This window comes from Amycolatopsis albispora (assembly GCF_003312875.1).
GTDB lineage: Bacteria > Actinomycetota > Actinomycetes > Mycobacteriales > Pseudonocardiaceae > Amycolatopsis > Amycolatopsis albispora.
Map to the genome: position 1 here is coordinate 8,551,660 of NZ_CP015163.1, position 22,411 is coordinate 8,574,070.

The window sequence follows — 22,411 nt, forward strand, 5'->3', positions numbered from 1 at the left end:
CGCATGCTCATCGCGGAAGACCTGGTACTGCTCGTGTTCGACGACGAGACCGGCAAGCCGGACAGCACGGTGACGAGCCTGACCTACGCGCTGGCCGGCGCGCTGCTGATCGAGCTGGGCATGAGGAACCGGATCAGCGTCGGCGAAGGCGGCAAGGGGCGGCTGGAGCTGGTGGACCGCACCCCGACCGGGCAGCACGTGCTCGACGACGCGCTGGTCAAGCTGGAAAAGTACGAGGGGCGCAAGCCCAAGGACGCGATCGCGCCGCTGGCGGGGAACAAGCTCACCGAACGCCTGCTCGACGGCCTCGCCGACCGAGGTGTGCTGCGGCGTGAAGAGGGCAAGGTGCTCAAGCTGTTCCCGGTGACGCGGTGGCCCGCCGAGGATTCCGCGCACGAGCTGGCGTTGCGGGAGACGCTGACCGCGGTGCTGGTGGACGGGCGGGACCCGGACGAGCGCACCGCCGCGCTGATCGCCGTGCTCGCCGCGATCCAGGCCGCGAGCAAGGTGCTCGACCTGCCGGAACGCGCCGACCGCAAGCTGGTCGACCGGCGCGCCAAGGACATCGCCGAGGGCAACTGGGGCTCGGCCGCCACCGGGAAGGCCATCGAGGAACTCACCGCGGCCGTGATGACCGCGGTGATGATCCCCGCCATCGTGACCACGGCGACGAGCTGAGCCTCCACCCCGGCTTTTCAGTGTGACGACGGCGAAGGCCCCGATGCCAAGGCGGGAAAGATGCCTTGACATCGGGGCCTTCGCCGTGTTCTTGGCTGCGGACCGGGATGGGGAAGGGGGAGTGTGGCCGGTGCCCTGTTCGGTCCCCGGCTCACCGTCATGAGCCTCGGCGGCGGCTCCCTCCCGCGAGGCGCGTGTCACGAATGTGGCTTTCGGGACGCCAAACGTCTCGAAAGCCACATTCGTGACACCGGCCAGCCCCGGTCAGGTCGCCGGTTCCAGCCGGACCACGATCGACTTCGACACCGGGGTGTTCGACTCGTCGGCCACCGAATCCAGTGCCACCAAGGCATTCGCCTCGGGGAAGTACGCGGCCGCGCAGCCGCGCGCGGTCGGGTAGGCGACCACCCGGAAGCTCGGCGCCCGCCGTTCGCTGTCCGTCCATTCCGAAACCAGGTCGACCAGCGCGCCGTCGGCCACCCCGAGCTCGGCCAGGTCCGCCGGGTTGACGAAGACCACCCGGCGCCCGTCTTCCACCCCGCGGTAGCGGTCGGACAGGCCGTAGATCGTGGTGTTGTACTGGTCGTGACTACGCAGCGTCTGCAACAGCAGCCTGCCTTCGGGCACCACCGGGTATTCCAGTTCACTCGCGGTGAAGTTGGCCTTGCCGTTTCGGGTGCCGTTGAACTCCCTGGCGTCGCGCGGCGCGTGCGGTAGCACAAAACCGTCCGGCTGGCGCACCCGCTTGTTGTACTCATGGCAGCCGGGCACCACGTTCGCGATGTGGTCGCGGATGCGGTCGTAGTTGCCGACGAACTCCAGCCACGGCACCGGATGCTCGTCACCCAGCAGGGTGTTCGCCAGCCGGCCGAGAATGGCCACTTCGGACAGCAGGTGCTCGCTCGCCGGTTCGAGACGCCCACGCGAGGTGTGCACCGCCGACATCGAATCCTCGACGGTGACCACCTGCTCACCGCTCGCCTGCACGTCGCGCTCGGTCCGCCCCAGCGTCGGCAGGATCAGCGCGGTCCTGCCGTGCACGATGTGCGAGCGGTTCAGCTTGGTCGACACCTGCACGGTCAGCTCGCACGAGCGCAGCGCGCGCTCGGTCAGCTCGGTGTCCGGCGTCGCCGCGGCGAAGTTGCCGCCCACGCCGAAGAACACCTTCGCCCGCCCGTCGCGCATCGCGCGGATCGAGTCCACCGTGTCCCAGCCGTGCTTGCGCGGCACCGGGATGCCGAACTCGGCCTCCAGCGCGGACAGGAAGCTCTCCGGCATCTTCTCCCAGATGCCCATGGTGCGATCGCCCTGCACGTTCGAGTGACCACGAACGGGGCACAGCCCGGCACCCGGCTTGCCGATCATGCCGCGCAGCAGCGCGACGTTGGCGATCTCCTTGATCGTCGGCACCGCGTGCTTGTGCTGGGTCAGGCCCATCGCCCAGCAGTAGATGGTGCGCTCGGAGTCGGCGATCATCCTGGCGATCTTGACGATCTGCTCGCGCGGCAGGCCGGTCGCCTCGTCGATGCGCTCCCAGTCCAGGTCGGCGACGCGCTCGGCGTAGGCGGCGAAGCCCTCGGTCGCCTCGTCGATGAACTCCTGGTCGAGCACGGTGCCCGGCGCGGCCTTCTCCCAGGCCAGCAGCAGGTGTCCGATGGCCTGGAAGAAGGCGAGGTCCCCGCCGAGCCGGATCTGCGCGAACTCGTCGGCCAGCGGGCTGCCCTTGCCGACCAGCCCGCGCACGTTCTGCGGGTTCTTGAACCGCATCAGCCCGGCCTCGGGCAGCGGGTTGACCGCCACCACCTTCGCGCCACGCGACTTGGCCTCCTCCAGCGCGGAGAGCATGCGCGGGTGGTTCGTGCCGGGGTTCTGGCCGACCACCACGATCAGGTCGGACCGGTGGATGTCGGCCAGGCTCACCGAGCCCTTGCCGATGCCGGTGGTGGCCGACAGCGCGGCCCCGGAGGACTCGTGGCACATGTTCGAGCAGTCGGGCAGGTTGTTCGTGCCGAACGAGCGGACCAGCAGCTGGTACACAAAAGCGGCCTCGTTGCTGGTCCGGCCGGAGGTGTAGAAGACCGCCTCGTCCGGGCTGGCCAGCCCCCGCAGGTGGCGGGCGACCAGGTCGAACGCGTCGTCCCAGCTGATCGGCTCGTAGTGCGTGCCGCCCTCGCGCAGCACCATCGGCTCGGTCAGCCTGCCCTGCTGCCCGAGCCAGTACTCGGTGCGCCCGGCCAGCTCGTCGAGCGAGTGGGTGGCGAAGAACTCGCGCCCGACCCGCCGCTTGGTGGCCTCCTCGGCGACCGCCTTCGCGCCGTTCTCGCAGAATTCGGCCAGCTTGCGGTGCTCGCCGTCCGCCTCACGCGGCTCCGGCCACGCGCAGCCGGGGCAGTCGAAGCCCTCCCGCTGGTTGAGCACGCGCAACGCGCGCACGGTCCGCCCGGCGCCCATCTGCTCCTGGCCCCGCTTGAGCGAGACCAGCACGCCGGGCAGGCCCGCCGCCCAGCTCTTCGGCTTGCCGACGGCCAGCTTGCTCTCGTCGATGTCCTGCTGTGGTGCCTTCTCCGTCACCCCTCCATCGTGCGCCCTGCCCCCAGGCCTCGCGACCTCGGCCGGTTCGTAGACTTGACAGGTGACCGAGAACGCCTTGAACCAGCCCGACCTGCCCAACGCGTGGAACCCGGCCGACGAAGAGGCCGCGATGTACCAGCGCTGGGTAGACGCCGGCTACTTCAAGGCCGACGCCAGCTCGGAGAAGCCGCCGTTCACCATCGTGCTGCCGCCGCCGAACGTCACCGGCAGCCTGCACATGGGCCACGCGCTCGACCACACCCTGATGGACGCGCTCAGCCGCCGCCGTCGGATGCAGGGCTTCGAGGCGCTGTGGCTGCCCGGCATGGACCACGCCGGCATCGCCACGCAGAACGTGGTCGAGCGTGAGCTGGGCAAGGAGGGCGTGTCCCGGCACGACCTCGGCCGCGAGAAGTTCGTCGAGCGCGTCTGGCAGTGGAAGGACGAGTACGGCGGCAAGATCCTCGGCCAGATGCGCCGCCTCGGCGACGGCGTGGACTGGAGCCGCGAGCGGTTCACCATGGACGCGCAGCTCTCCCGCGCGGTGCAGACGGTGTTCAAGCGCCTGTTCGAGGACGGGCTGATCTACCGCGCCGAGCGCATCATCAACTGGTGCCCGCGCTGCCACACCGCGCTGTCCGACATCGAGGTGGAGCACTCCGAGGACGAGGGCGAGCTCGTCTCGATCCGCTACGGCGACGGCGACAACGCCATCGTGGTGGCCACCACCCGCGCGGAGACCATGCTCGGCGACACCGCGGTCGCGGTGCACCCCGACGACGAGCGCTACCGGCACCTGATCGGCACCGAGGTCGAACTGCCGCTGACCGGGCGGATGATCCCGATCGTGGCCGACGAGCACGTCGACCCGGAGTTCGGCACCGGCGCGGTCAAGGTGACCCCGGCCCACGACCCGAACGACTTCGAGATCGGCCGCCGCCACGACCTGCCGATGCTGACGATCATGGACGAGCGCGCGGTGATCACCGCGGCCGGTCCGTTCGAGGGCCTCGACCGGTTCGAGGCGCGGCCCGCGGTGGTCGCGGCGCTGCGCGAGCAGGGCCGGATCGTCGCCGAGAAGCGCCCGTACCTGCACTCGGTCGGGCACTGCTCGCGGTGCGGCACCGTGGTCGAGCCGCGCCTGTCGCTGCAGTGGTGGGTCAAGGTCGAGCCGCTGGCCAAGGCCGCCGCCGAGGCGGTGCGCGACGGCCGCACCAAGATCCACCCGCCGGAACTGGCCAAGCGCTACTTCGACTGGGTCGACAACATGCACGACTGGACGATTTCGCGCCAGTTGTGGTGGGGGCACCGGATCCCGGTCTGGTACGGCCCCAACGACAAGGTGGTCTGCGTCGGCCCGGACGAGGAACCGCCGTCGGGTGAGGGCTGGACCCAGGACACCGACGTGCTGGACACCTGGTTCTCTTCGGGCCTGTGGCCGATGTCGACGCTGGGCTGGCCGGACGACACGCTGGACCTGCGCAAGTTCTATCCGACCAGCGTGCTGGTCACCGGCTACGACATCCTGTTCTTCTGGGTGGCCCGGATGATGATGTTCGGGCTGTACGTGATGGACGGCAAGCAGCCGTTCGACCACGTGTTCCTGCACGGGCTGATCCGTGACGAGCAGGGCAAGAAGATGTCGAAGGCCCGCGGCAACGTGATCGACCCGCTGGACTGGCTGGACAAGTTCGGCGCGGACGCCACCCGGTTCACCCTGGCGCGTGGCGCCAACCCCGGCAACGACATGGCGATCGCCGAGGAGTGGGCGGCCGGTTCGCGCAGCTTCGGCACGAAGCTGTGGAACGCCACCAGGTTCGCCCTGATGAACGGCGCGAACGTCTCGGCGCCACTGCCGCCCGCGGCGGAGCTGACCGAGGCGGACCGCTGGATCCTGGGCAGGCTCGGCGCCGTCGTGTCCGAAGTGGACGAACTGTTCGACGGTTTCCAGTTCGCGAAGCTGTCCGGTGTGCTGTACCAGTTCGTCTGGAACGAGCTGTGCGACTGGTACGTGGAGCTGGCGAAGGTGCAGTTCGCCGGTGACGCCGCGGAGAACACCCGGTTGGTGCTCGGGCACGTGCTCGACGCGGTGCTGCGGTTGCTGCACCCGATCATGCCGTTCATCACCGAGCGGCTGTGGAAGGCGCTGACCGGCGGTGAGTCGCTGGTGATCGCCGCGTGGCCCGCCCCGGAGACCGCCGCCTACGCCGACGCGGTGGCGGACCAGCGTGTCGCGGATGTGCAGAAGCTGGTCACCGAGGTGCGCCGGTTCCGGTCCGAGCAGGGTTTGAAGCCGGGCCAGAAGGTGGCCGCGCGGATCTCCGGCGACGGCTTCGCGGCCCTGTCCGCACACGACGCGGCGGTCCGCTCGCTGGTGCGCCTGACCGAGGCCGGTGACGAGTTCACCGCGAGCGTGGCGCTGGAGGTCGCGCTGTCCTCCGGCGTGGTCGAGGTGGCCCTGGACCTGTCGGGCGCGATCGACGTGGTGGCGGAGCGCAAGCGCCTGGAGAAGGACCTGGGGCTGGCGGAGAAGGAGCTGAAGCAGACCGAGGGCAAGCTGGGGAACCAGGCTTTCCTCGACAAGGCCCCGGACGCGGTGATCGAAAAGATCCGGGCGCGCCGGGACACCGCCGTCAGCGACATCGAACGCATCAACGCCCGGCTGGCCGCACTACCGACGGCCTGACCGCTTCGTGTCCGCCCCGATGTCACGAAAGCCACTTTCGAGACGCCAAACGTCTCGAAAGCCACATTCGTGACACCGGGCGCCCTCCATCCAAACCGCAAGTCGGGAACGGGAGCCGACGACCACCCAGACTCCCCCTTCCCCGCCCCGGTCCACAGCCAAAAACACGGCGAAGACCCGCTTGTCAAGGTACTCTCCCCAGCCTTGACAAGCGGGTCTTCGCCGTCGTCACAATGAAATACCGGGGTGGCCACCGCCATCCCTACCGCAGAAACCCGGCAAACTGAGGCACGATCTTCGCGCCTTCCACCCCCGCCCGTACCTCATCGGACGGCCCCCCGTAAATCACCAGTTCTTCCACTTCGCAGTGTTCCATGACCGCCTGGATGTACGGGTCGCTCAGCTCCCAGTGCTTGAGAATGGCCGCGGAGTCCTCGTACAGCTGGAAGCTGTGCGCCAGCCCGGCGGCTTCGTCGATGAAGACCTCCACCATCAGTTGCGGGCCCTCCCGCTCGACGAACGCCACCGCGTCGGCGACCGCCTTGCGATAGGCGTCCGCGTCGCCGGTGATTCGCATGGTGTTGTGCATCAGGATCGGTGCCATGCCGCCAGGCTCACACCTCGACCATGCTGGAGGTCAACCGAGCCGCGCGTGGATCTTTTCGTGCGCCCGGTCGAGAAAGGCACCCTGGGCGGGCGCCGAGACGAACTCCGCGCGACGTTGATCCTCACCATGGCCGGGGTAACTCAACTTCGGAAAGCTGCCGCGTCGATGCTCAGGATGAACCCGGCCAAACCTCTTTCCGGTGGCTACCATCCGAAGACGAGCACGAGGGAGGCGGAATGCTGAGGCTGGGATTTCCCACGGTGGGAGTGGCCGACCTGGAGCGCGCGGTCCGGTTCTGGACGTCGGCGCTGGATCTGGTGGACAGCCCCGAATGGGCCAGTGACCACTGGCGGACGCTGGAGCACGCCGACGGTTCCGGTCGCGCGCTCGGGTTGATGCTCAGCGAGTCGCCGGCGGAGCGGCGGCCGCGGGTGCACCTCGACCTGGTCGTCGACACCACGGCCGAGCAGGAGGCGGAGGTGGCCAGGCTGGTCGAGCTGGGCGCCGAGAAGATCGACTGGGACGACTACCCGCCGAACCCGGACTTCGTGGTGCTGGCCGATCCGGACGGCAACCCGTTCTGCGTGGTGGACCTCAGCCGGGCGCCTTCGAACTGAAGGCGCCCGGCCGAGGCGTGAGCTAGCCCTTCAGCAGCTGCGTGAAGATCACCCCCGCCACACCTTCCATGCCCGTCCGCATCGGGTGGTAACGGGCGGCGTCCTCGCGGTGCTGGTCGCCGTTGATCCAGGCGGCACCGCCCTGCGCACAGGCGTCGTGGCCCAGTGACGGGCCGTAGACGTCCACATAGGACGATTCGGTGGCCGCCGCGGCGTTGGAAATGGCGCCGTTGAGCGCTTCCTCCAGCCCGGCCAGCCAGGCGTAGTCACCGTCGGCGAACGGCAGCAGCGAACCGCAGAACCCGGACGGCGGCACCACGCGCGGGTAGCCGATCGCCAGCACCTTGGCCTTCGGCGCGCGTTCGTGCACGCGGCGCAGGCCTTCGGTCAGGCTCCCTTCGGTCTGCGTGATGATGTCGCGCAGCGTGTCGACGCCCTCGACGGTGAAGTACTCGCGGCACGGCGCCCCGGCCGGGTCCTGCGACCGCAGCACCGGGCAGGTCTCGATGATGCGCCGGAACAGGTTGTAGTCGTTGCCGCCGAGCCCGACGGTGACCAGGTCGGTCTCCGGGTGCAGCGCGTCCAGCTGCGGTGGGTGGCTGCCTTCGGGCAGTTCCTGCGGCTGGGTCAGGTTCGTGGTGTCCGCGCCGCTGCAGCTGACGTCCGTCACCGTGCGCACCACCAGCAAATCCGCCAGCAGCGATGGGTAGTTGGACGCCGACCGGTGGCAGTCCGCCGGATCGGTGCGCTGCTCCGGGATCATCGGCCCGGCGGTGTACGAGTCGCCGATGGCCACGTAGCTCTGGTAGGCGGGCAAGGCCATGGCTGCTGGTGCCACCGGCAGCACAACGGCGGCCAGCGCGACCGCGATCCCGGCGTGGAGTGCTTTCCTCAACTGGAGTCCCCTCGGCGAAGGTGGTCGTAGACAACACCGGAGATGCCGTGCATCCCGGCGGCGAACGGGTGGTAGGGCGCGGCGTACGGGCGCAGCCGCTTGCCGTTGATCCAGGCCGCGTCCTCGGCGCAGGCGTCGTGCCCGAGCGACGGGCCCCAGGTGTCCACATAGGACGCCCCGGTGGCGGCGGCCGCCCTGGCGACGGCTTCGTTGAGCGCCTGCTCGACACTGTTCAGCCAGGCGTAGTCGCCGTCGGCGAACGGCAGCACGGACGGGCAGTAACCGGCTTCCGGTGCGATCCGCGGATAGCCGATGGCCAGCACCTTCGCCCGCGGCGCGTACGCCTTCGTGGTCTCGAAGGCGAGCCGCAGATTGCCCTCGGTGCGCCCGATGGCGGCCTTCAGCGTGTCGACCCCGCCGACGGTGAAGTGCTCGCGGCACGGCGCGCCGTTCGGGTCCAGTTTCCGCAGGCCGGGGCAGGTGTCGATGATCCGGCTGAACAGGTTGAAGTCGTTGCCGCCGATGCCGATGGTGACCAGGTCGGTCTCCGGCCGCAGCGCGTTGAACTGCGGTGGGTGGTAGCCGATGGCCAGCCGCTGCGGGGCGGTCAGGTGCGTGGTGTCCGCGCCGCTGCAACTGCCGTCCACATAGGACCGGACGCCGAGCTTGACGGCCAGCAGCGCCGGGTAGTTGGTGCTCGAGCGGCGGCAGCCCGCCGGATCGCCGCGCTGCCACGGGATCAGCGGCCCGGCGGTGTAGGAGTCACCGAGGGCCACGTAGTTCTGGAACGCGGTGGTGGCGCCCGCCGCCGGGGCGGTGGTCAGCGCCCCGGCGGCCATCATGGCCGCGGCCACCAGCCCGGTACTTCGTCGCCATCTCATCAGCGGGTTCCCTTCGCGCCGTGGAAAAACCGAACCTCGTTCCCTGCTTAGTCCGGCCTCCGGCGGCGGGGAGCCTCCAAAGGAGTGCAGGCACCCGGTGAACTTCGGGGAGAACTCGATCACCAAGGGTCACCACTTCGGCGTAGTGACTCGGTTGCTCTCGGTTGCCTGAATCGTTGTCAAGTCTGCCAACTGGAGGACATCTGGCCATGGGTACCCAAATTGAGATCATTCGGGACATACTTCTGCTTGCCATGAACGTAAGTTCTCCGTAGTGTCCCGAAACATGGCTGTGACCGACCTCTCCGCAGAGGCCTCGTCGATAACCCCCTCCGCTGTTCCCCGGCCCCGGGTGGCCGTCGTGGGCAGCGGCTTCATGGGCCGCGTGCACGCCGAAGCGGCGCGGCGCGCGGGTGCCGAGATCGTCGGCGCGGTGGGGTCCAGCGCGGCGCGCGCGGCTGCCGCCGCCGAGGCGGTCGGTGCTGCTCAGGGCTATTCCGATCTCCGGGCGATGCTCACCGACGCGGCGCCGGACGTGGTGCACGTGTGCACCCCCAACGCGGTGCACGCGGCCGCCGCCGAAGCGGCCATCGCCGCCGGCGCCCACGTGATCTGCGAGAAGCCGCTGGCCACCTCCGCCGAGGACGCGGCGCGGCTGGCGGCCGCCGCACACGACGGTGGCCGCGTGGCCACCGTCCCGTTCGTGTACCGCTTTCACCCGATGGCGCGGGAAATGCGGGCGCGGGTCGCGGCGGGGGAGCCGGGCGCGGTGTCCGTTGTGCACGGTGGATACCTGCAGGACTGGCTCTCCCGCCCCGAAGACGACAACTGGCGCGTGGATTCCGCGGTCGGCGGGCTGTCGCGCGCCTTCGCCGACATCGGCTCGCACTGGTGCGACTTCCTGGAGTTCGTGCTCGGCGAGCGCATCCTGGCGCTGTCCGCGCAGAGCGCCACCGTGCGCGACCGCCGCGGTGACCTCCCGGTGTCCACTGAGGACCTGGTGACCCTGCACCTGCGCACGGCGAGCGGGGTGCTCGGCACCGGGGTCATCTGCCAGGTCGCGGCGGGCCGGAAGAACCGGCTGCACCTGGAGGTCTCCGGCACCGACACCAGCCTCGGCTTCGACCAGGAACTGCCCGAGCAGCTGTGGCTCGGCCGCCGCGACGGCAGCACGCTGCTGGTCCGCGACCCGGAAACGCTGTCCCCCCAAGCGTTGCGCTACTCGCGCCTGCCCGCCGGGCACGCGCAGGGCTACCAGGACTGCTTCGACGCGTTCGTCGCCGACACCTACGCCGCGGTGCGCGGGGAACCCGTCGCCGACGGCCTGCCCACCTTCGCCGACGGCCTCCGCGCGGCCCGGCTCACCGAAGCCGTGCTGACCTCCGCCGCCGCGGGCGGGCAGTGGACGGAGGTACCCGAATGACCGACGTGAAACTGACCGGCATCACCAAGCGCTTCTTCGGCGTGCCCGTGCTCAAGGGCGTGGACCTGGAACTGCATGAGGGCGAGGTGCACGCGCTCGTCGGCGAGAACGGCGCCGGGAAGTCCACGCTGATGAAGGTGCTGGCCGGGGTGCACCGCCCGGACGAGGGCAAGGTCGAGGTCGACGGCACCGAGGTGCACTTCGGCTCGCCGCGTGACGCGCAGGCCGCCGGGGTGTCGATCGTGCACCAGGAGTTCAACCTGCTCGGTGACCGCACGGTGGCGGAGAACGTGTTCCTGGGCCGTGAACCGACCCGCCGCGGCCAGGTGGACCGCCGCAAGATGGAGGCCGACACCGCCGAACTGCTCGAGGGCATCGGCGTCAAGAACATCTCGCCGCGCACCGCGGTGCGCCGCCTGCCGGTGGCGCTGCAGCAGGTGGTCGAGATCGTCAAGGTGCTCTCCACCGACGCGCGGGTGATCGCGATGGACGAGCCGACCGCCGCGCTCGCCGGGCACGAGGTCGAACTGCTGTACAGCCTGATCGGGCGCCTGCGCGAACGCGGGATCGCGGTGCTCTACGTCTCGCACCGCATGCGCGAGGTGTTCGACCTGAGCCAGCGGATCACCGTGCTCAAGGACGGCGCGCTGGTCATCACGGCGAACACCGCGGACCTGACCAGCGACCAGCTGGTGCGGCACATGGTCGGCCGCCCGCTCGACGCCTTGTTCCCCGACCGCGCCAACAAGGCCGACCTCGGTGACGTCCGCCTCGCCGTGCGCGGTGGCGGCAACGAGCGGCTCTCCGGCATCGACTTCGAAGTGCGTGCCGGCGAGATCGTCGGGCTGGCCGGGCTGCAGGGCGCGGGCCGCTCCGCGGTGGCCAGGGCGGTTTGCGGGATCGACCCGTTCACCACCGGCACCGTCGAAATCGACGGCGGCCCGGCCCGCCTGCGCTCGCCCCGCGATTCGGTGCGGCGCGGCATCGCGCACGTCACCGAGGACCGCAAGGGCGAAGGGCTCGCGCTGCGGCAGTCGGTCAAGGACAACGCGCTGCTCGTCCGCCGCTCCGCCTTCGGCCGGAAGCTGGGCAGGCTCGACCTGCCCGCGCTGCTGAAGTCGGTCACCGTCGTCGCCCGCAACGAAGACCAGGAAGTGCGCTTCCTCTCCGGCGGCAACCAGCAGAAGGTGGTGCTGGCGAAGTGGCTGGCCGTCGAGCCGAAGGTGCTCGTGGTCGACGAACCCACCCGCGGCATCGACGTGGGTGCCAAGCGGGCGGTCTACGACCTGCTCCGCGAACTGGCCGGGCGCGGGGTCGCCATCCTGATGATCTCCTCCGAACTGCCCGAGCTGATCGGGATGAGCGATCGCGTGCTGGTCATGCACGAAGGCCGCCTGGCCGGGGAACTGCCCGCCGGGCCTACCGAGGAAGCCGTGATGTCACTGGCCACCGGACACGAACTGGCGGGTACGGCATGACCGCCATCGCCGACCGCCCGGCCGCGCCCCAGCGCCCGGCGCACGACCGTCCGAAGTGGACGCAGAAGCTGACGCCCGTGGTGTCGGTCTACCTGGCGCTGGTGGTGCTGCTGATCGTGGGCAGCGTGCTGGTCGCGGTGGACGGCGGCACGCTGCTCGACCAGGGCGGGATCCTGAACATCCTGACCCGCAGCACCACGCTCGGCCTGGTCGCCATCGGGCAGACGCTGGTCATCCTGACCGGCAAGCTCGACCTGTCGGTGGCCTACCTGATCGGGCTGTGCTCCCTGATCGCCGCCGAGACGATGGCGGGCGACCCCGGCAACATCGTCTTCGCGGTGGTGCTGACCGTGGCCGTGGCCGCGGTGGTCGGCCTGGTCAACGGCCTGGTGATCACCCGGCTCAAGGTGAACGCGTTCATCGCCACGCTGGGCACCGCGCTGATCATCCGCGGCTACCTGGAGAACGGGTACGAAGGACCGGCCGGTGAGGTGCCGCGGGCCTTCCAGCACCTCGGGTACGACCGGATCGGGCCGATCCCGATCTCCACCCTGCTGATGCTCGCGCTGGCCGGGCTGGCGTGGTGGTACCTCGGCCGCACCCGCGGCGGGTACCACATCTACGCGGTCGGCGGCGACGAGGACGTGGCGCGGCTGTCCGGGGTGCGCACGCAGCGCACCATCGTCAAGGCCCACGTGCTGTGCTCCATCGCCGCCGGGCTCGCCGGGATCTTCCTGGCCAGCAGGCTCGGCTCCGGCGCGCCGTACGTCGGCACCGACGCCGGGTACGACCTGGAGTCCATCGCGGCCGTGGTGCTCGGCGGCACGCTGCTCGCCGGTGGCCGCGGCGGCGTCGCCGGCACCATCGGCGGCGTGTTCATCCTGGCCACCCTGGACACGATCTTCGACGACCTCGGGGTCACGCCGTTCTTCAAGGACGTGGTCCGCGGCGTGGTGCTCATCGTGGCCGTGGCGCTCTACGCCCGCCGCCAGCTTTCCAGGAGGGGCAAGTGACACGACGGCTCAAGCTCACCGAGGGCACGCTGCCGGTCCTCGTGGTGCTGGCGATCCTGTTGGTGGCACTGGCTTTCGCGGGTCCCGCCTACAGCGAGCCCGCCGGCTACCTCGCCCTGCTCAAGCGCGCGGCACCGCTGATGATCCTCGCCATCGGGCAGTACTTCGTCATCGTCAGCGGCGGGTTCGACCTCTCGGTCGGTTCGCTGGTCACCGCCGAGGTGGTGATCGCCGCGCGGCTGATCGACGGTGACGAATCCGCCACCGCGTGGGTGCTGCTGTTCATGCTCGGCTTCGGCGCGCTGGTCGGCCTGGTCAACGGGCTGATCACCACGCGCCTGCTGGTGCCGTCGTTCATCGTCACCCTCGGCATGCTGCTGGTGCTCGACGGCGCGGTGTTCCTGTGGACCGGCGGCGCGCCGCGCGGTGCGCTGTCCGACGCCTTCCGCACGGTCGGCCGCGCCGGGTTCGAGGTGCCGCTGCTGGGGCAGGTGCCCTGGTCGGTGGTGCTGCTCGCGGTGATCGTGGTGGCGGCCGTGTTCTTCATGCGCGGCGGCACCGGCCGGACGCTGGTCGCGGTCGGCGACAACGAGACGGCCGTGCGGCTCGGCGGTGGCCGGGTGGAGCGGCTGCGCACGCTGGCGTTTGTCCTTTCCGGACTGTCCGCGGCGGTGGCCGCCGTGCTGCTCGGCGGGTTCGCCGGGGTGTCGGCGCAGGTCGGCGACGGACTGGAGTTCCGCGTGATCACCGCGGTGGTGCTCGGCGGCGTGGTGCTCGGCGGCGGCCGCGGTTCGGTGGTCGCGGCGATGGCCGGCGCGCTCACCCTGGAGTCCCTGTTCTCCCTGCTCAACCTGCTCGGTGTCTCCGGTGGCCTGGAGTCCGCGGTGCAGGGCGTGATCATCATCGCCGCCGTGGCCTACGCCTCGGTGGGCAGCAACCTTTTCCGGCACAAAGTGGTGAACCAGGAGAAAACCCATGAGAAAGAAACTGCTGCGCAGCAGTAGCTTCGCCCTCGCGGCCGCGGGCGTGCTCGCCCTGTCCGCGTGTTCGAGCGACCTGCCCGCCGACACCGGCGGCCAGGCCGCGCCAACCCCGGCGGCGGGAGCCCCGGCCAACTCGGAGTTCTTCGACCAGGCCGAGTACGACCGCCAGCTGGCCCTGCGGTCCGCCACTCCGCAGGGACCCGCGGACAAGCCGTGGGAGCAGGCACTCGAGCCGGTGATGACGGACACCTCGAAGTACAAGAAGGACGGTCCTTACAACATCTGCTTCTCCAACGCCTCGGTGGACAACCCGTGGCGCCAGGTCGGCTGGAAGACCATGCAGGCCGAAGCCGAGCTGCACCCGGAGATCGCGAAGTTCACCACGCTGGACGCCGAAGCCAAGGACGACAAGCAGATCAGCGACATCCAGTCGCTGGGCTCGCAGGGCTGCCACGCGCTGATCGTCTCGCCGAACACCACCGCCACGCTGACCCCGGCGGTGGAGCAGGCCTGCGCCACCGGCATCCCGGTGATCACCTTCGACCGCGGCGTGAACACCGAGTGCCCGGTCACCGCGATCCACCCGATCGGCGGCTACGCCTTCGGTGCCAGCGCCGCGGAGTTCCTGGCCAAGTCGATCCCGGCCGGTGGCAAGGTGCTCGGCCTGCGCGTGCTGCCCGGCGTGGACGTGCTCGAGCACCGCTGGGCGGCCGCGGAGAAGATCTTCGCCGCCAACGGCGTGCAGGTGGTCGGCGCCGAGTTCACCGGCAACGACAGCGCCAAGGCCAAGAGCATCGTCTCGGACTACCTCCAGCGCGAGGGCAAGATCGACGGCATCTGGATGGACGACGGCACCGCCGCGGTCCCGGTGCTGGAGGCCTTCGAGGACGCCGGTGCCGAGGCACCCGCGATCTCCGGTGAGGACCAGCAGCAGTTCCTGGAGAAGTGGAAGTCGGAGAACCTCAAGGCCTTCGCCCCCACCTACCCGACCTACCAGTGGCGCACCCCGGTGATCGCCGCGCTGAAGATCCTCAAGGGCGAGCAGGTGCCGAAGGAGTGGATCCTGCCGCAGCCGGTGATCGAAACCTCCACTTTGGACCAGTACCTCACCCCCGGCATGCCGCCGCTGCACTACGGCCTCTGCGGTTGCAAGGAGATGCCCGGCTTCCCGGACAAGTGGAAGTAGCCCGCATGCACGCCATCGGAGTCAACACCTGGGTCTGGACGTCCCCGCTGGACGACCACGCCCTGGCCGAACTGGCGCCCAAGGTGGCCGCGGCCGGGTTCGACTGCATCGAGCTGCCCGTCGAGAACCTCGGCGACTGGCAGCCCGGTGCGGCGGCCCGGCTGCTGGCCGGCCTCGGCCTGTCCGCCTCGGTGGCGCTGGTCATGCCACCGGGGCGGGAGCTGGTGCGCGCCGACGACCGCACGGTCAAGTCCACTCAGGACTACCTGCGCGCGGTGGCCGACGTCGCCGCGGAGGTGGGTTCGCCGGTCATCGCCGGACCTGCCTACAGCTCGGTCGGGCGCACCTGGCAGATGTCCGAAGTGGAGCGAGCCGACTGCTTGGAGCAGTTGCGCGACAACCTTTCCCCGGTGGCCGAGCACGCCAGGTCGGTGGGGGTCGGGGTGGCCGTCGAGCCGCTCAACAGATACGAGACCAGCCTGCTGAACACGGTCGCGCAAACTCTGGAAGCGCTTTCCGGGCTGGACGGCTGCGGCGTGGCGATCGACGTCTACCACCAGAACATCGAGGAGACCGACATCCCGGCGGCCATTCGCGCGGCCACCGGCCGGATCGCCCACGTGCAGGTCTGCGCGAACGACCGCGGCACCCCGGGCACCGACCACCTCGACTGGCCGGCCATCCTGGCCGCGCTCGCCGACGCCGGGTACACCGGCCCGCTCTGCATCGAGTCCTTCACCGCGCACAACGCCAGCATCGCCACCGCGGCGTCGATCTGGCGGCCGCTCGCGGCCAGCCAGGACGCACTGGCCACCGATGGCCTGGCGTTCCTGCGGAAGATCCAGAAAGGGGGCTAGTCCATCCAGCGGCGCCGGCACGCCGATGCACGTTTTCCTCTCCCGACACCCCGAACCGTGAGGAATCCATGGGTATTCGACGAAGAATACTGCCGAAGTTGGGCGCGTCCCTGCTCGCCGGGCTGCTCGGCGTGGCACTGGTGCCCGCCGCCGTGCAGGCACACCCCGGGCACGAGCAGGACCCCGAGTTCCGGGCCCTGCTGTTCACCAAGACCGCGGGCTACCGGCACGACTCCATCCCGGCCGGCGTGGCGATGTTCGAGCAACTCGCCGCGGACAACCACTTCGAGCTCGACCACACCGAGGACTCGACCGTCTTCAACGACGCCGCACTCGCCACCTACGACGTGGTGATCATGTTCCAGACCTCGGGCATGGTGTGGCAGAACGACGCCGAGCGCGCGGCCATCCAGAAGTACGTGGAGAACGGCGGCGGCATCGCCGCGGTCCACAACGCCACGGACATGGGGATCGAAAACGAGTTCCCGTGGTGGGACGACCTGGTCAACGCGGGCACGCACATGCCGTCGCACTCGCCGGGCGTGCTCCAGGGCACGGCGAAGGTGGTGGACAAGCAGCACCCGTCCACCGCCGGGCTGCCGGAACGCTGGAACCGCGCCGAAGAGTGGTACAACTTCGACCAGAGCATCCGCGGCAAGGCGCACGTGCTGGTCTCCGCGGACGAGCGGACCTACAACCCCGGGCCGGACGCGATGGGCGCCGACCACCCGATCTCCTGGTGCCGCGACGTGGGCACCTCGCGGGTGTGGGCGACCGCGATGGGGCACCCGACCGGGGCCTACAGCGAACCGGAGTTCGTCCAGCACCTGCTCGGCGGCGTGAAGACCGCGGCGAAGGTGGTGCCCGCCGACTGCGCGGCCACGGTGGACACCGCGTTCGAGAAGGTGCCGCTGGACACCAACACCAAGGCGCCGACCGCGATGGACATCGCGCCGGACGGCCGGGTGTTCTACACCGAGATCCTCGGCCAGGTGAAGCTGCACGACCCGGCCACCGGCGCCAACACCGTGGCGCTCGACCTGCCGGTCTACTCCGGTGGTGAGGACGGCCTGGTCGGGCTGACGCTGGACCCGAACTTCGCCGAGAACGGCTGGATCTACCTCTACTACTCGCCTCCGGGCACCGAGGAGATCAACCGGGTTTCGCGGTTCACCGTCGAAGGCGACGTGATCGTGCCGGGGTCGGAGAGCAAGCTGATCGACATCCCCGCGTCGCGGCGCGAGGAGCCCGGCCACACCGGCGGGTACCTGACCTTCGGGCCGAACGGGAACCTCTACATCGGCGTCGGTGACGACACCAACCCGTTCCAGTCGAGCGGTTACTCGCCGATCGACGAGCGCCCCGGCCGCGACCTGTTCGACGCGCAGAAGACCTCGGCGAACACCAACGACCTGCGCGGCAAGATCCTGCGGGTCACGCCGAAGGCCGAGGGCGGTTACACGGTGCCGGAGGGCAACATGTTCGCCCCTGGCACGGAGAAGACGCTGCCGGAGATCTACGCGATGGGCTTCCGGAACTCGTTCCGGTTCAGCGTGGACACCGACGGCACCATCTACGCCGCCGACTACGGTCCCGACGCCCGCACCGCCGACCCGAACCGCGGGCCGGACGGGCAGGTCGAGTGGAACGTGATCAAGGAGCCCGGCTTCTACGGCTGGCCGTACTGCACGGGCAACGACATCCCGTACAACGACTTCGACTTCGCGACGAGCACGTCGGGAGCGAAGTTCGACTGCGCCAACCTGGTCAACGACTCGCCGAACAACACCGGCCTGACCCAGCTGCCGCCGTCGAAGGTGGCCGAGGTCTGGTACGGCTACGGCCACTCGCCCAACTTCCCGGAGCTGGGTGAGGGCGGTTCGGCGCCGATGGCGGGCCCGGTCTACCGCTTCGACCCGAACCTGGCGTCGGAGAAGAAGTTCCCGCAGTACTACGACGGGAAGGCGTTCTTCTACGAGTGGGCGCGGAACAAGATCTACACGTTCTCGTCCGACAGCGAGGGCAAGATCCTGCAGATCGACCCGTGGTTCACCAGCCAGACCACGCTGGCGCCGATGGACATGCGCTTCGGCCCGGACGGTGCGATGTACCTGCTCGAGTGGGGTGGTGGTTACGGCCGCGACAACCCGGACTCGGGGCTGTACCGGATCGAGCACACGCAGGGCAACCGGTCGCCGCTGGCCAAGGCGACGGCGAACCCGACGTCCGGCCCGACGCCGCTGGAGGTTTCGTTCTCCAGCGCCGGTTCGGCGGACCCGGAAGGCACCGACATCACCTTCTCGTGGAACTTCGGTGACGGTGCCACCTCGACCGAGCCGAACCCGACGCACACCTACGCGGCGAAGGGCGCGTACAACGCCCAGCTGACCGTCACCGACGCGACCGGGAAGACCGGCGTGGCCAACATAACGGTGACGGTGGGCAACACGGCCCCGACGGTGGACGTGGCGTGGCCGGTGGAAGGCGGCATGTTCGACTTCGGGGACACGGTGGCGTTCGACGTGAACGTGACCGATCCGGAGGACGGCGAGATCGACTGCTCGAAGGTCGTGGTGCAGCCCGCGCTCGGGCACGACTCGCACGCGCACCCGCTCGACCCGATCAACGCCTGCGAGGGTCAGTTCCAGACCCTGGTGGACGACGGGCACGCGGACGCGAACATCCTCTACTCGGTCGACGCGAGCTACACCGACAAGGGCGCCGACGGCGTTCCCGCGCTGAACGGGCGGGACACCGCGATCCTGCAGCCGAAGCACAAGCAGGCGGAGTTCTTCACCGGTTCGTCGGGCATCCGGATCGTGTCGCAGGCGGGTGCCGAGTCGGGCCGCCGCATCGGTGACATCAACGGTGGCGACTGGATCTCGTTCAAGCCGGTCAACTTCACCGGGATCGACCAGGTCTCGCTGCGGGCTTCGGCGCCGGACGGCGCTGGTGGCTCGGTGGAGCTGCGGGCCGGTGCGGTCGACGGCACGCTGCTGGCCGACGTGCCGGTGCCGAGCACCGGTGGCTGGGACAACTACGTCCAGCTGCCGCCGGTGGACCTGGCCGAGTTCGAGGGCACCACGGAGCTGTTCATGGTGTTCCGCGGCGGCGTGGGGCCGTTCGACCTGGACTCGATGAAGTTCATCGGGGACGGGGTCGCGGTGGTCGACGCGCAGGCGCCGAAGACCACGGCGGCGTTCACCGCGGCCGACGGGGCCAACGGCTGGTACCGCACCGCGCCGACGGTCACGCTGACCGCGGACGACGGCAACGGGTCCGGGGTGGCGAGCACGGAGTACCGCATCGGTGACGGTGCGTGGACCCCGTACACGGCGCCGTTCACCGTGCCGGGTGAGGGTGAGCAGGTCATCGCCTACCGGTCCACGGACAAGAAGGGCAACGTCGAGGCCGAAGGCAGCTCGGTGCTGAAGATCGACGCGGGTGCGCCCGCGCTGACCGTCAGCGGCGTGGAGGCCGGTGGCACCTACGGTGACTCGGAAGTGCTCGGGTTCGCCTGGGAGGCCGGGGACGCGGTGTCCGGTTTGGACAGTGCGGTGGCGCTGCTCGACGGCAAGCCGGTGGTGAATGGGGCGCCGGTGGCCTTGTACGAGCTCAGCCTTGGCGCGCACGAGCTGGTGGTGACCGCGAAGGACAAGGCGGGCAACGCGGTGGAGCAGAAGTTCGGCTTCACCGTGACCACGTCGGTGGCCGATCTGCGGGCGCTGGTGGACCAGTTCACCGAGGCCGGGAAGATCGACCAGTTCACCTCGGCGCAGCTGAAGCTGACCCTAACCACGGCGAAGTTCTTGCAGGACAAGAACTCCCCGCAGGGCGCGGCGGCGGTGCTGTCGCTGTTCAAGCACACCGTGGAGCGGAAGGTGAGTGATCCGGTGGTTCGCTCGGTGCTGACGCGCGACGCGCAGGCCGTGATCGACGGGCTTCGCGGCTGATGGGATCCCCCAAGACGCGGGGGCGATTGCCGGATCGCTCCCCGCGCCGGCCCCACACCTCTCCGGGGGTGTGGGGTTCCGGCGGGGTCCTGCTCGGGTTGATCCTGGGTGTGCTGGGTGCCCTGGTGGTGCCGGGCTGGTTCGACTCGCCGTCGCGGGTGGAGCAGCTGGAGCAGGAGTACGCGGCACGGGATACGGCGCTGACCCGGGATCTGGTTTCGCTGGCGGAGCAGGCGCGGACGGAGGTGACGGAGATGGTGTCTTTTGCTGGGGTGCCGTCTGCGGAACAGTTGACTTCCTGGAAGTCGGCGGTGGATCGCGCGGTGGCTCGGTTTGCGGAACGTCCTTCCGGTGGGACTGAGGTGAATTTGGCGCGGTCCGGGTTTGCTGGTGCGGTTTCGTTGCTGGATCGGGCGTTGGCGGCTTATCCGGTATCGGCGCCTCTTGGGGAGTCGCTGCGGAAGGACGCGGTGGTGGCCTGGTCGGTGGCGGCGAACCAGTTGGATCTGGCCGGGATCAAGGCGGGGCTGGGGCACGTGCATGTGTTCCTGCCGACGCAGGGGTTGCCGGGGGAGATGGCGGAGCACGGGCATCCTTGATAAGGGGTTGGCCACCCCGGCTTTTTAGTGTGACTACGGCGAAGGCCAGCTTGTCAAGGCGGGAAAGAGTACCTTGACAAGCTGGCCTTCGCCGTGTTTTTGGCTGTGGACCGGGGTTGGGGGAGGTGTGGGTGGGCTTCGTGGTCGGCTTTTGTATTCACCGTTTCGTTTCGAACGTATGTGTGATATTATGTGGTATGGAATCTTCTGAGGGGGAGATCCTCCTTGATTTGAAATCCACGGCTGCGGAGATTGCCCGGCTTGAGGCTAGGCTGGTCCGGCAGGTGGTTTCCTTTGCTCGCGCGGCGTCGGTTCGGCGTGGAGTGGCGGAGGAATTGTCCATGGCGTTGTGCATGACCAAGTACAAGGCTCACGCGCTGATCGCCCACGCGGAGGGGTTGGTTGATCGGTTCCCGGCTGTGCTGGGGTTGGTGGAGGCTGGTGCTGTGCCGATGGCTTCGGCGGTGGCGGTGAATGACGCGGCGGCCTGGCTGGCCGACGACAAGGCGGCGGTGGTGGATGAGGTGATGGCTGGTCGCCTTGAGGGGAAGAATCCGACGGCGGCTCGCCGGTCGGCGACATCGGCGGCGGCTCGCGCTGATCCGGAAGGTTTTGAGGAGCGTGCCCGTAGGCCGCGTGAGGATCGTGGCCTCCACCTGCACCACGGTGTTGCTGGCGTCGCTGGCCTCTCCCTCGAAAACGCTCCTGTCGAGAAGGCGGTGGCGGCGTATGTGTGCGTCGATCGCCAAGCTCGTTTGCTGAAGACTGCGGACGAGACCCGCACCCTCGACCAACTCCGTGCCGATGTGGCAATGGATATGTTGCTGGGCAAGCAATTCGGCGGCGAAGTCAAAGCCCATGTGTATTTGTATCTGGATGCGCTCACCTACGCCGGGCTTCGTAATGAGCCCGCTGAGTTGGCGGGGCACGGGTCGATCCCTCCGTCGCTTGCCCGTGACATCGCTGCCCACCCTGGCACCGTCTTCCAGCGAATCATCACTGACCCGGCGGATGGGCAGGTTGTGGAGCTTGGCCGCCGTCGCTACCGGCCCAAGGCCGGACTCGATGAACTGGTGCGGGTTCGCGACCGTGAGTGCCGTCGTCCGGGGTGTACCCGTCCGGCGCAGTTCGGCGACCTTGATCATTGCGACAGTCGGGGCCGTGGCTGGAAGGACGGGTGTCCGACTGGGGCGAAGACGCTGGTCGGGTTGTGCCGGGCTGACCACAAGTTGCGCGACCTGCCCGGGTGGCGCCACGAGGTCGCATCCGATGGCACCTTGACCATCACCACCCCGGCCAATCAGCGGTACACCAGCCGGCCCGAGCCCCTCGGGGTCAGGGGTGTCGATAGAGCAGGGCGTATCGCCAGAACGTGAGGGTGCGCACGGTGCTTCCCGGCAGCAGGCGGGCCGACTCGCGGCGGACCTCGGCCATGGTGGTGGCCCAGTCGCGGACGGGGGCCTTCGGTAGCGGGTCGGGGCCGCCGTTGAGGTGTTCGCCGGCATACACGACAGCCCGGGCGAGCAGGTTCGCCGGGACGGCCGCCAGCCACGGGAGCCAGTCGCGGGGGCCGCTGGGGTGGGCGCAGCCGAGCACGGCCAGCACACCGCCCGGTGCCAGGGCGTCCCGCAGCTTCGTGACCGTGGTGAACGGCACGTGGTGCAGCGAAGCCAGGCAGGAGATGAAGTCGTACTCGGCGGTGGGCAGCTCCATGGTGGTCACGTCGGCGTGGTGGTAGGTGATGCCGTCGCCGCCCAGGGCGGTGGCGGTGTTGATCACGTCGGGGGACGGGTCGATGCCGTCGACCTTCAGGCCGCGGGCGGCCAGGCGCCGGGCGAAGCGGCCGGTGCCGCAGCCGACGTCGAGTGCGCGGCGCGCGTTCGGCGGGAGCTGGCGGAGCAGGTACGGGTGGTAGTGGTCGTTGTGGTTGAACGGCACGCCCCCAACCTGCCAGAAACGCCGGTCGTAGACTCGGGGGCGCACG

General features: G+C 69.4%; 18 protein-coding genes. 13 read left to right on the forward strand and 5 right to left on the reverse strand.

The window, feature by feature from the left end; all coding sequences use genetic code 11:
* The first annotated feature begins 3 nt into the window (after positions 1-3).
* Positions 4-678, forward strand: a complete 675-nt coding sequence (locus A4R43_RS39695) for a GOLPH3/VPS74 family protein (protein ID WP_113696782.1) — start codon at positions 4-6, stop codon at positions 676-678.
* 264 nt (positions 679-942) lie between these two features.
* Here the strand turns inward: A4R43_RS39695 and A4R43_RS39700 are convergent, their stop codons facing one another.
* Positions 943-3,249 (reverse strand): FdhF/YdeP family oxidoreductase, encoded by a 2,307-nt coding sequence (locus A4R43_RS39700; protein WP_113696783.1) that lies wholly within the window; start codon positions 3,247-3,249, stop codon positions 943-945.
* Positions 3,250-3,310: 61 nt separating this feature from the next.
* Between A4R43_RS39700 and A4R43_RS39705 the strand changes: the two genes are divergently transcribed.
* On the forward strand, positions 3,311-5,935 hold the full coding sequence (locus A4R43_RS39705; protein WP_113696784.1) for a valine--tRNA ligase: 2,625 nt from the start codon (positions 3,311-3,313) through the stop codon (positions 5,933-5,935).
* Between the two features lie 262 nt (positions 5,936-6,197).
* Here the strand turns inward: A4R43_RS39705 and A4R43_RS39710 are convergent, their stop codons facing one another.
* Positions 6,198-6,539: a hypothetical protein gene (locus tag A4R43_RS39710; RefSeq protein WP_113696785.1), complete on the reverse strand. Its 342-nt coding sequence runs from the start codon at positions 6,537-6,539 to the stop codon at positions 6,198-6,200.
* Between the two features lie 48 nt (positions 6,540-6,587).
* Here A4R43_RS39710 and A4R43_RS43075 point away from each other — a divergent pair, with 48 nt between their 5' ends.
* Entirely contained in the window at positions 6,588-6,785 is a 198-nt protein-coding gene (locus tag A4R43_RS43075) for a hypothetical protein (RefSeq protein ID WP_162788764.1), read from the forward strand.
* Positions 6,779-7,159: a VOC family protein gene (locus A4R43_RS39715; RefSeq protein WP_113696786.1), complete on the forward strand. Its 381-nt coding sequence runs from the start codon at positions 6,779-6,781 to the stop codon at positions 7,157-7,159. Before A4R43_RS43075 ends, A4R43_RS39715 begins: the two co-directional genes overlap by 7 nt.
* A gap of 22 nt (positions 7,160-7,181) precedes the next feature.
* Here A4R43_RS39715 and A4R43_RS39720 read toward each other — a convergent pair whose 3' ends face one another.
* Positions 7,182-8,054, reverse strand: a complete 873-nt coding sequence (locus A4R43_RS39720) for an SGNH/GDSL hydrolase family protein (RefSeq protein ID WP_236808545.1) — start codon at positions 8,052-8,054, stop codon at positions 7,182-7,184.
* Complete coding sequence (locus A4R43_RS39725; RefSeq protein ID WP_113696787.1) at positions 8,051-8,935, reverse strand: SGNH/GDSL hydrolase family protein; 885 nt, start codon at positions 8,933-8,935, stop codon at positions 8,051-8,053. Before A4R43_RS39725 ends, A4R43_RS39720 begins: the two co-directional genes overlap by 4 nt.
* Before the next feature lie 361 nt (positions 8,936-9,296).
* Between A4R43_RS39725 and A4R43_RS39730 the strand changes: the two genes are divergently transcribed.
* From A4R43_RS39730 to A4R43_RS39770, 9 genes are all read left to right on the forward strand, one after another.
* Positions 9,297-10,358 carry a Gfo/Idh/MocA family protein gene (locus A4R43_RS39730; protein WP_236808546.1) on the forward strand — a complete coding sequence of 354 codons (1,062 nt, stop codon included), beginning with the start codon at positions 9,297-9,299 and terminating at the stop codon, positions 10,356-10,358.
* Positions 10,355-11,836 (forward strand): sugar ABC transporter ATP-binding protein, encoded by a 1,482-nt coding sequence (locus A4R43_RS39735; RefSeq protein ID WP_113696789.1) that lies wholly within the window; start codon positions 10,355-10,357, stop codon positions 11,834-11,836. Before A4R43_RS39730 ends, A4R43_RS39735 begins: the two co-directional genes overlap by 4 nt.
* On the forward strand, positions 11,833-12,849 hold the full coding sequence (locus A4R43_RS39740; protein ID WP_113696790.1) for an ABC transporter permease: 1,017 nt from the start codon (positions 11,833-11,835) through the stop codon (positions 12,847-12,849). The genes A4R43_RS39735 and A4R43_RS39740 overlap by 4 nt, the downstream gene beginning before the upstream one ends.
* Positions 12,846-13,853, forward strand: coding sequence for an ABC transporter permease (locus A4R43_RS39745; RefSeq protein ID WP_113696791.1), 1,008 nt, complete (start codon positions 12,846-12,848; stop codon positions 13,851-13,853). Before A4R43_RS39740 ends, A4R43_RS39745 begins: the two co-directional genes overlap by 4 nt.
* Positions 13,825-15,018 carry an ABC transporter substrate-binding protein gene (locus A4R43_RS39750; protein ID WP_113696792.1) on the forward strand — a complete coding sequence of 398 codons (1,194 nt, stop codon included), beginning with the start codon at positions 13,825-13,827 and terminating at the stop codon, positions 15,016-15,018. Before A4R43_RS39745 ends, A4R43_RS39750 begins: the two co-directional genes overlap by 29 nt.
* Before the next feature lie 5 nt (positions 15,019-15,023).
* A complete protein-coding gene (locus tag A4R43_RS39755; RefSeq protein ID WP_113696793.1) occupies positions 15,024-15,875 on the forward strand; it encodes a sugar phosphate isomerase/epimerase family protein in 852 nt (283 codons plus the stop codon).
* A gap of 98 nt (positions 15,876-15,973) precedes the next feature.
* The gene (locus A4R43_RS39760) at positions 15,974-19,828 is read left to right on the forward strand and encodes a ThuA domain-containing protein (RefSeq protein ID WP_418190786.1); all 3,855 of its coding nucleotides are present in this window, start codon (positions 15,974-15,976) and stop codon (positions 19,826-19,828) included.
* Positions 19,829-19,926: 98 nt separating this feature from the next.
* Positions 19,927-20,427, forward strand: a complete 501-nt coding sequence (locus A4R43_RS39765; RefSeq protein WP_162788765.1) for a hypothetical protein — start codon at positions 19,927-19,929, stop codon at positions 20,425-20,427.
* Between the two features lie 197 nt (positions 20,428-20,624).
* Positions 20,625-21,803, forward strand: a complete 1,179-nt coding sequence (locus tag A4R43_RS39770) for a DUF222 domain-containing protein (protein ID WP_113696795.1) — start codon at positions 20,625-20,627, stop codon at positions 21,801-21,803.
* On the opposite strand, the gene A4R43_RS39775 is transcribed toward A4R43_RS39770, so the two are convergent.
* Positions 21,763-22,365 (reverse strand): class I SAM-dependent methyltransferase, encoded by a 603-nt coding sequence (locus A4R43_RS39775; protein WP_113696796.1) that lies wholly within the window; start codon positions 22,363-22,365, stop codon positions 21,763-21,765. The genes A4R43_RS39770 and A4R43_RS39775 overlap by 41 nt on opposite strands.
* Between the last annotated feature and the right edge of the window lie 46 nt (positions 22,366-22,411).

Coding starts and splice junctions, on each gene's coding strand:
- A4R43_RS39695 (WP_113696782.1), top strand. CDS start 4: ATGCTCATCGCGGAAGACCTGGTACTGCTCGTGTTCGACGACGAGACC.
- A4R43_RS39710 (WP_113696785.1), bottom strand. CDS start 6,539: ATGGCACCGATCCTGATGCACAACACCATGCGAATCACCGGCGACGCG.
- A4R43_RS39715 (WP_113696786.1), top strand. CDS start 6,779: ATGCTGAGGCTGGGATTTCCCACGGTGGGAGTGGCCGACCTGGAGCGC.
- A4R43_RS39725 (WP_113696787.1), bottom strand. CDS start 8,935: ATGAGATGGCGACGAAGTACCGGGCTGGTGGCCGCGGCCATGATGGCC.
- A4R43_RS39735 (WP_113696789.1), top strand. CDS start 10,355: ATGACCGACGTGAAACTGACCGGCATCACCAAGCGCTTCTTCGGCGTG.
- A4R43_RS39740 (WP_113696790.1), top strand. CDS start 11,833: ATGACCGCCATCGCCGACCGCCCGGCCGCGCCCCAGCGCCCGGCGCAC.
- A4R43_RS39750 (WP_113696792.1), top strand. CDS start 13,825: ATGAGAAAGAAACTGCTGCGCAGCAGTAGCTTCGCCCTCGCGGCCGCG.
- A4R43_RS39755 (WP_113696793.1), top strand. CDS start 15,024: ATGCACGCCATCGGAGTCAACACCTGGGTCTGGACGTCCCCGCTGGAC.
- A4R43_RS39770 (WP_113696795.1), top strand. CDS start 20,625: ATGGAATCTTCTGAGGGGGAGATCCTCCTTGATTTGAAATCCACGGCT.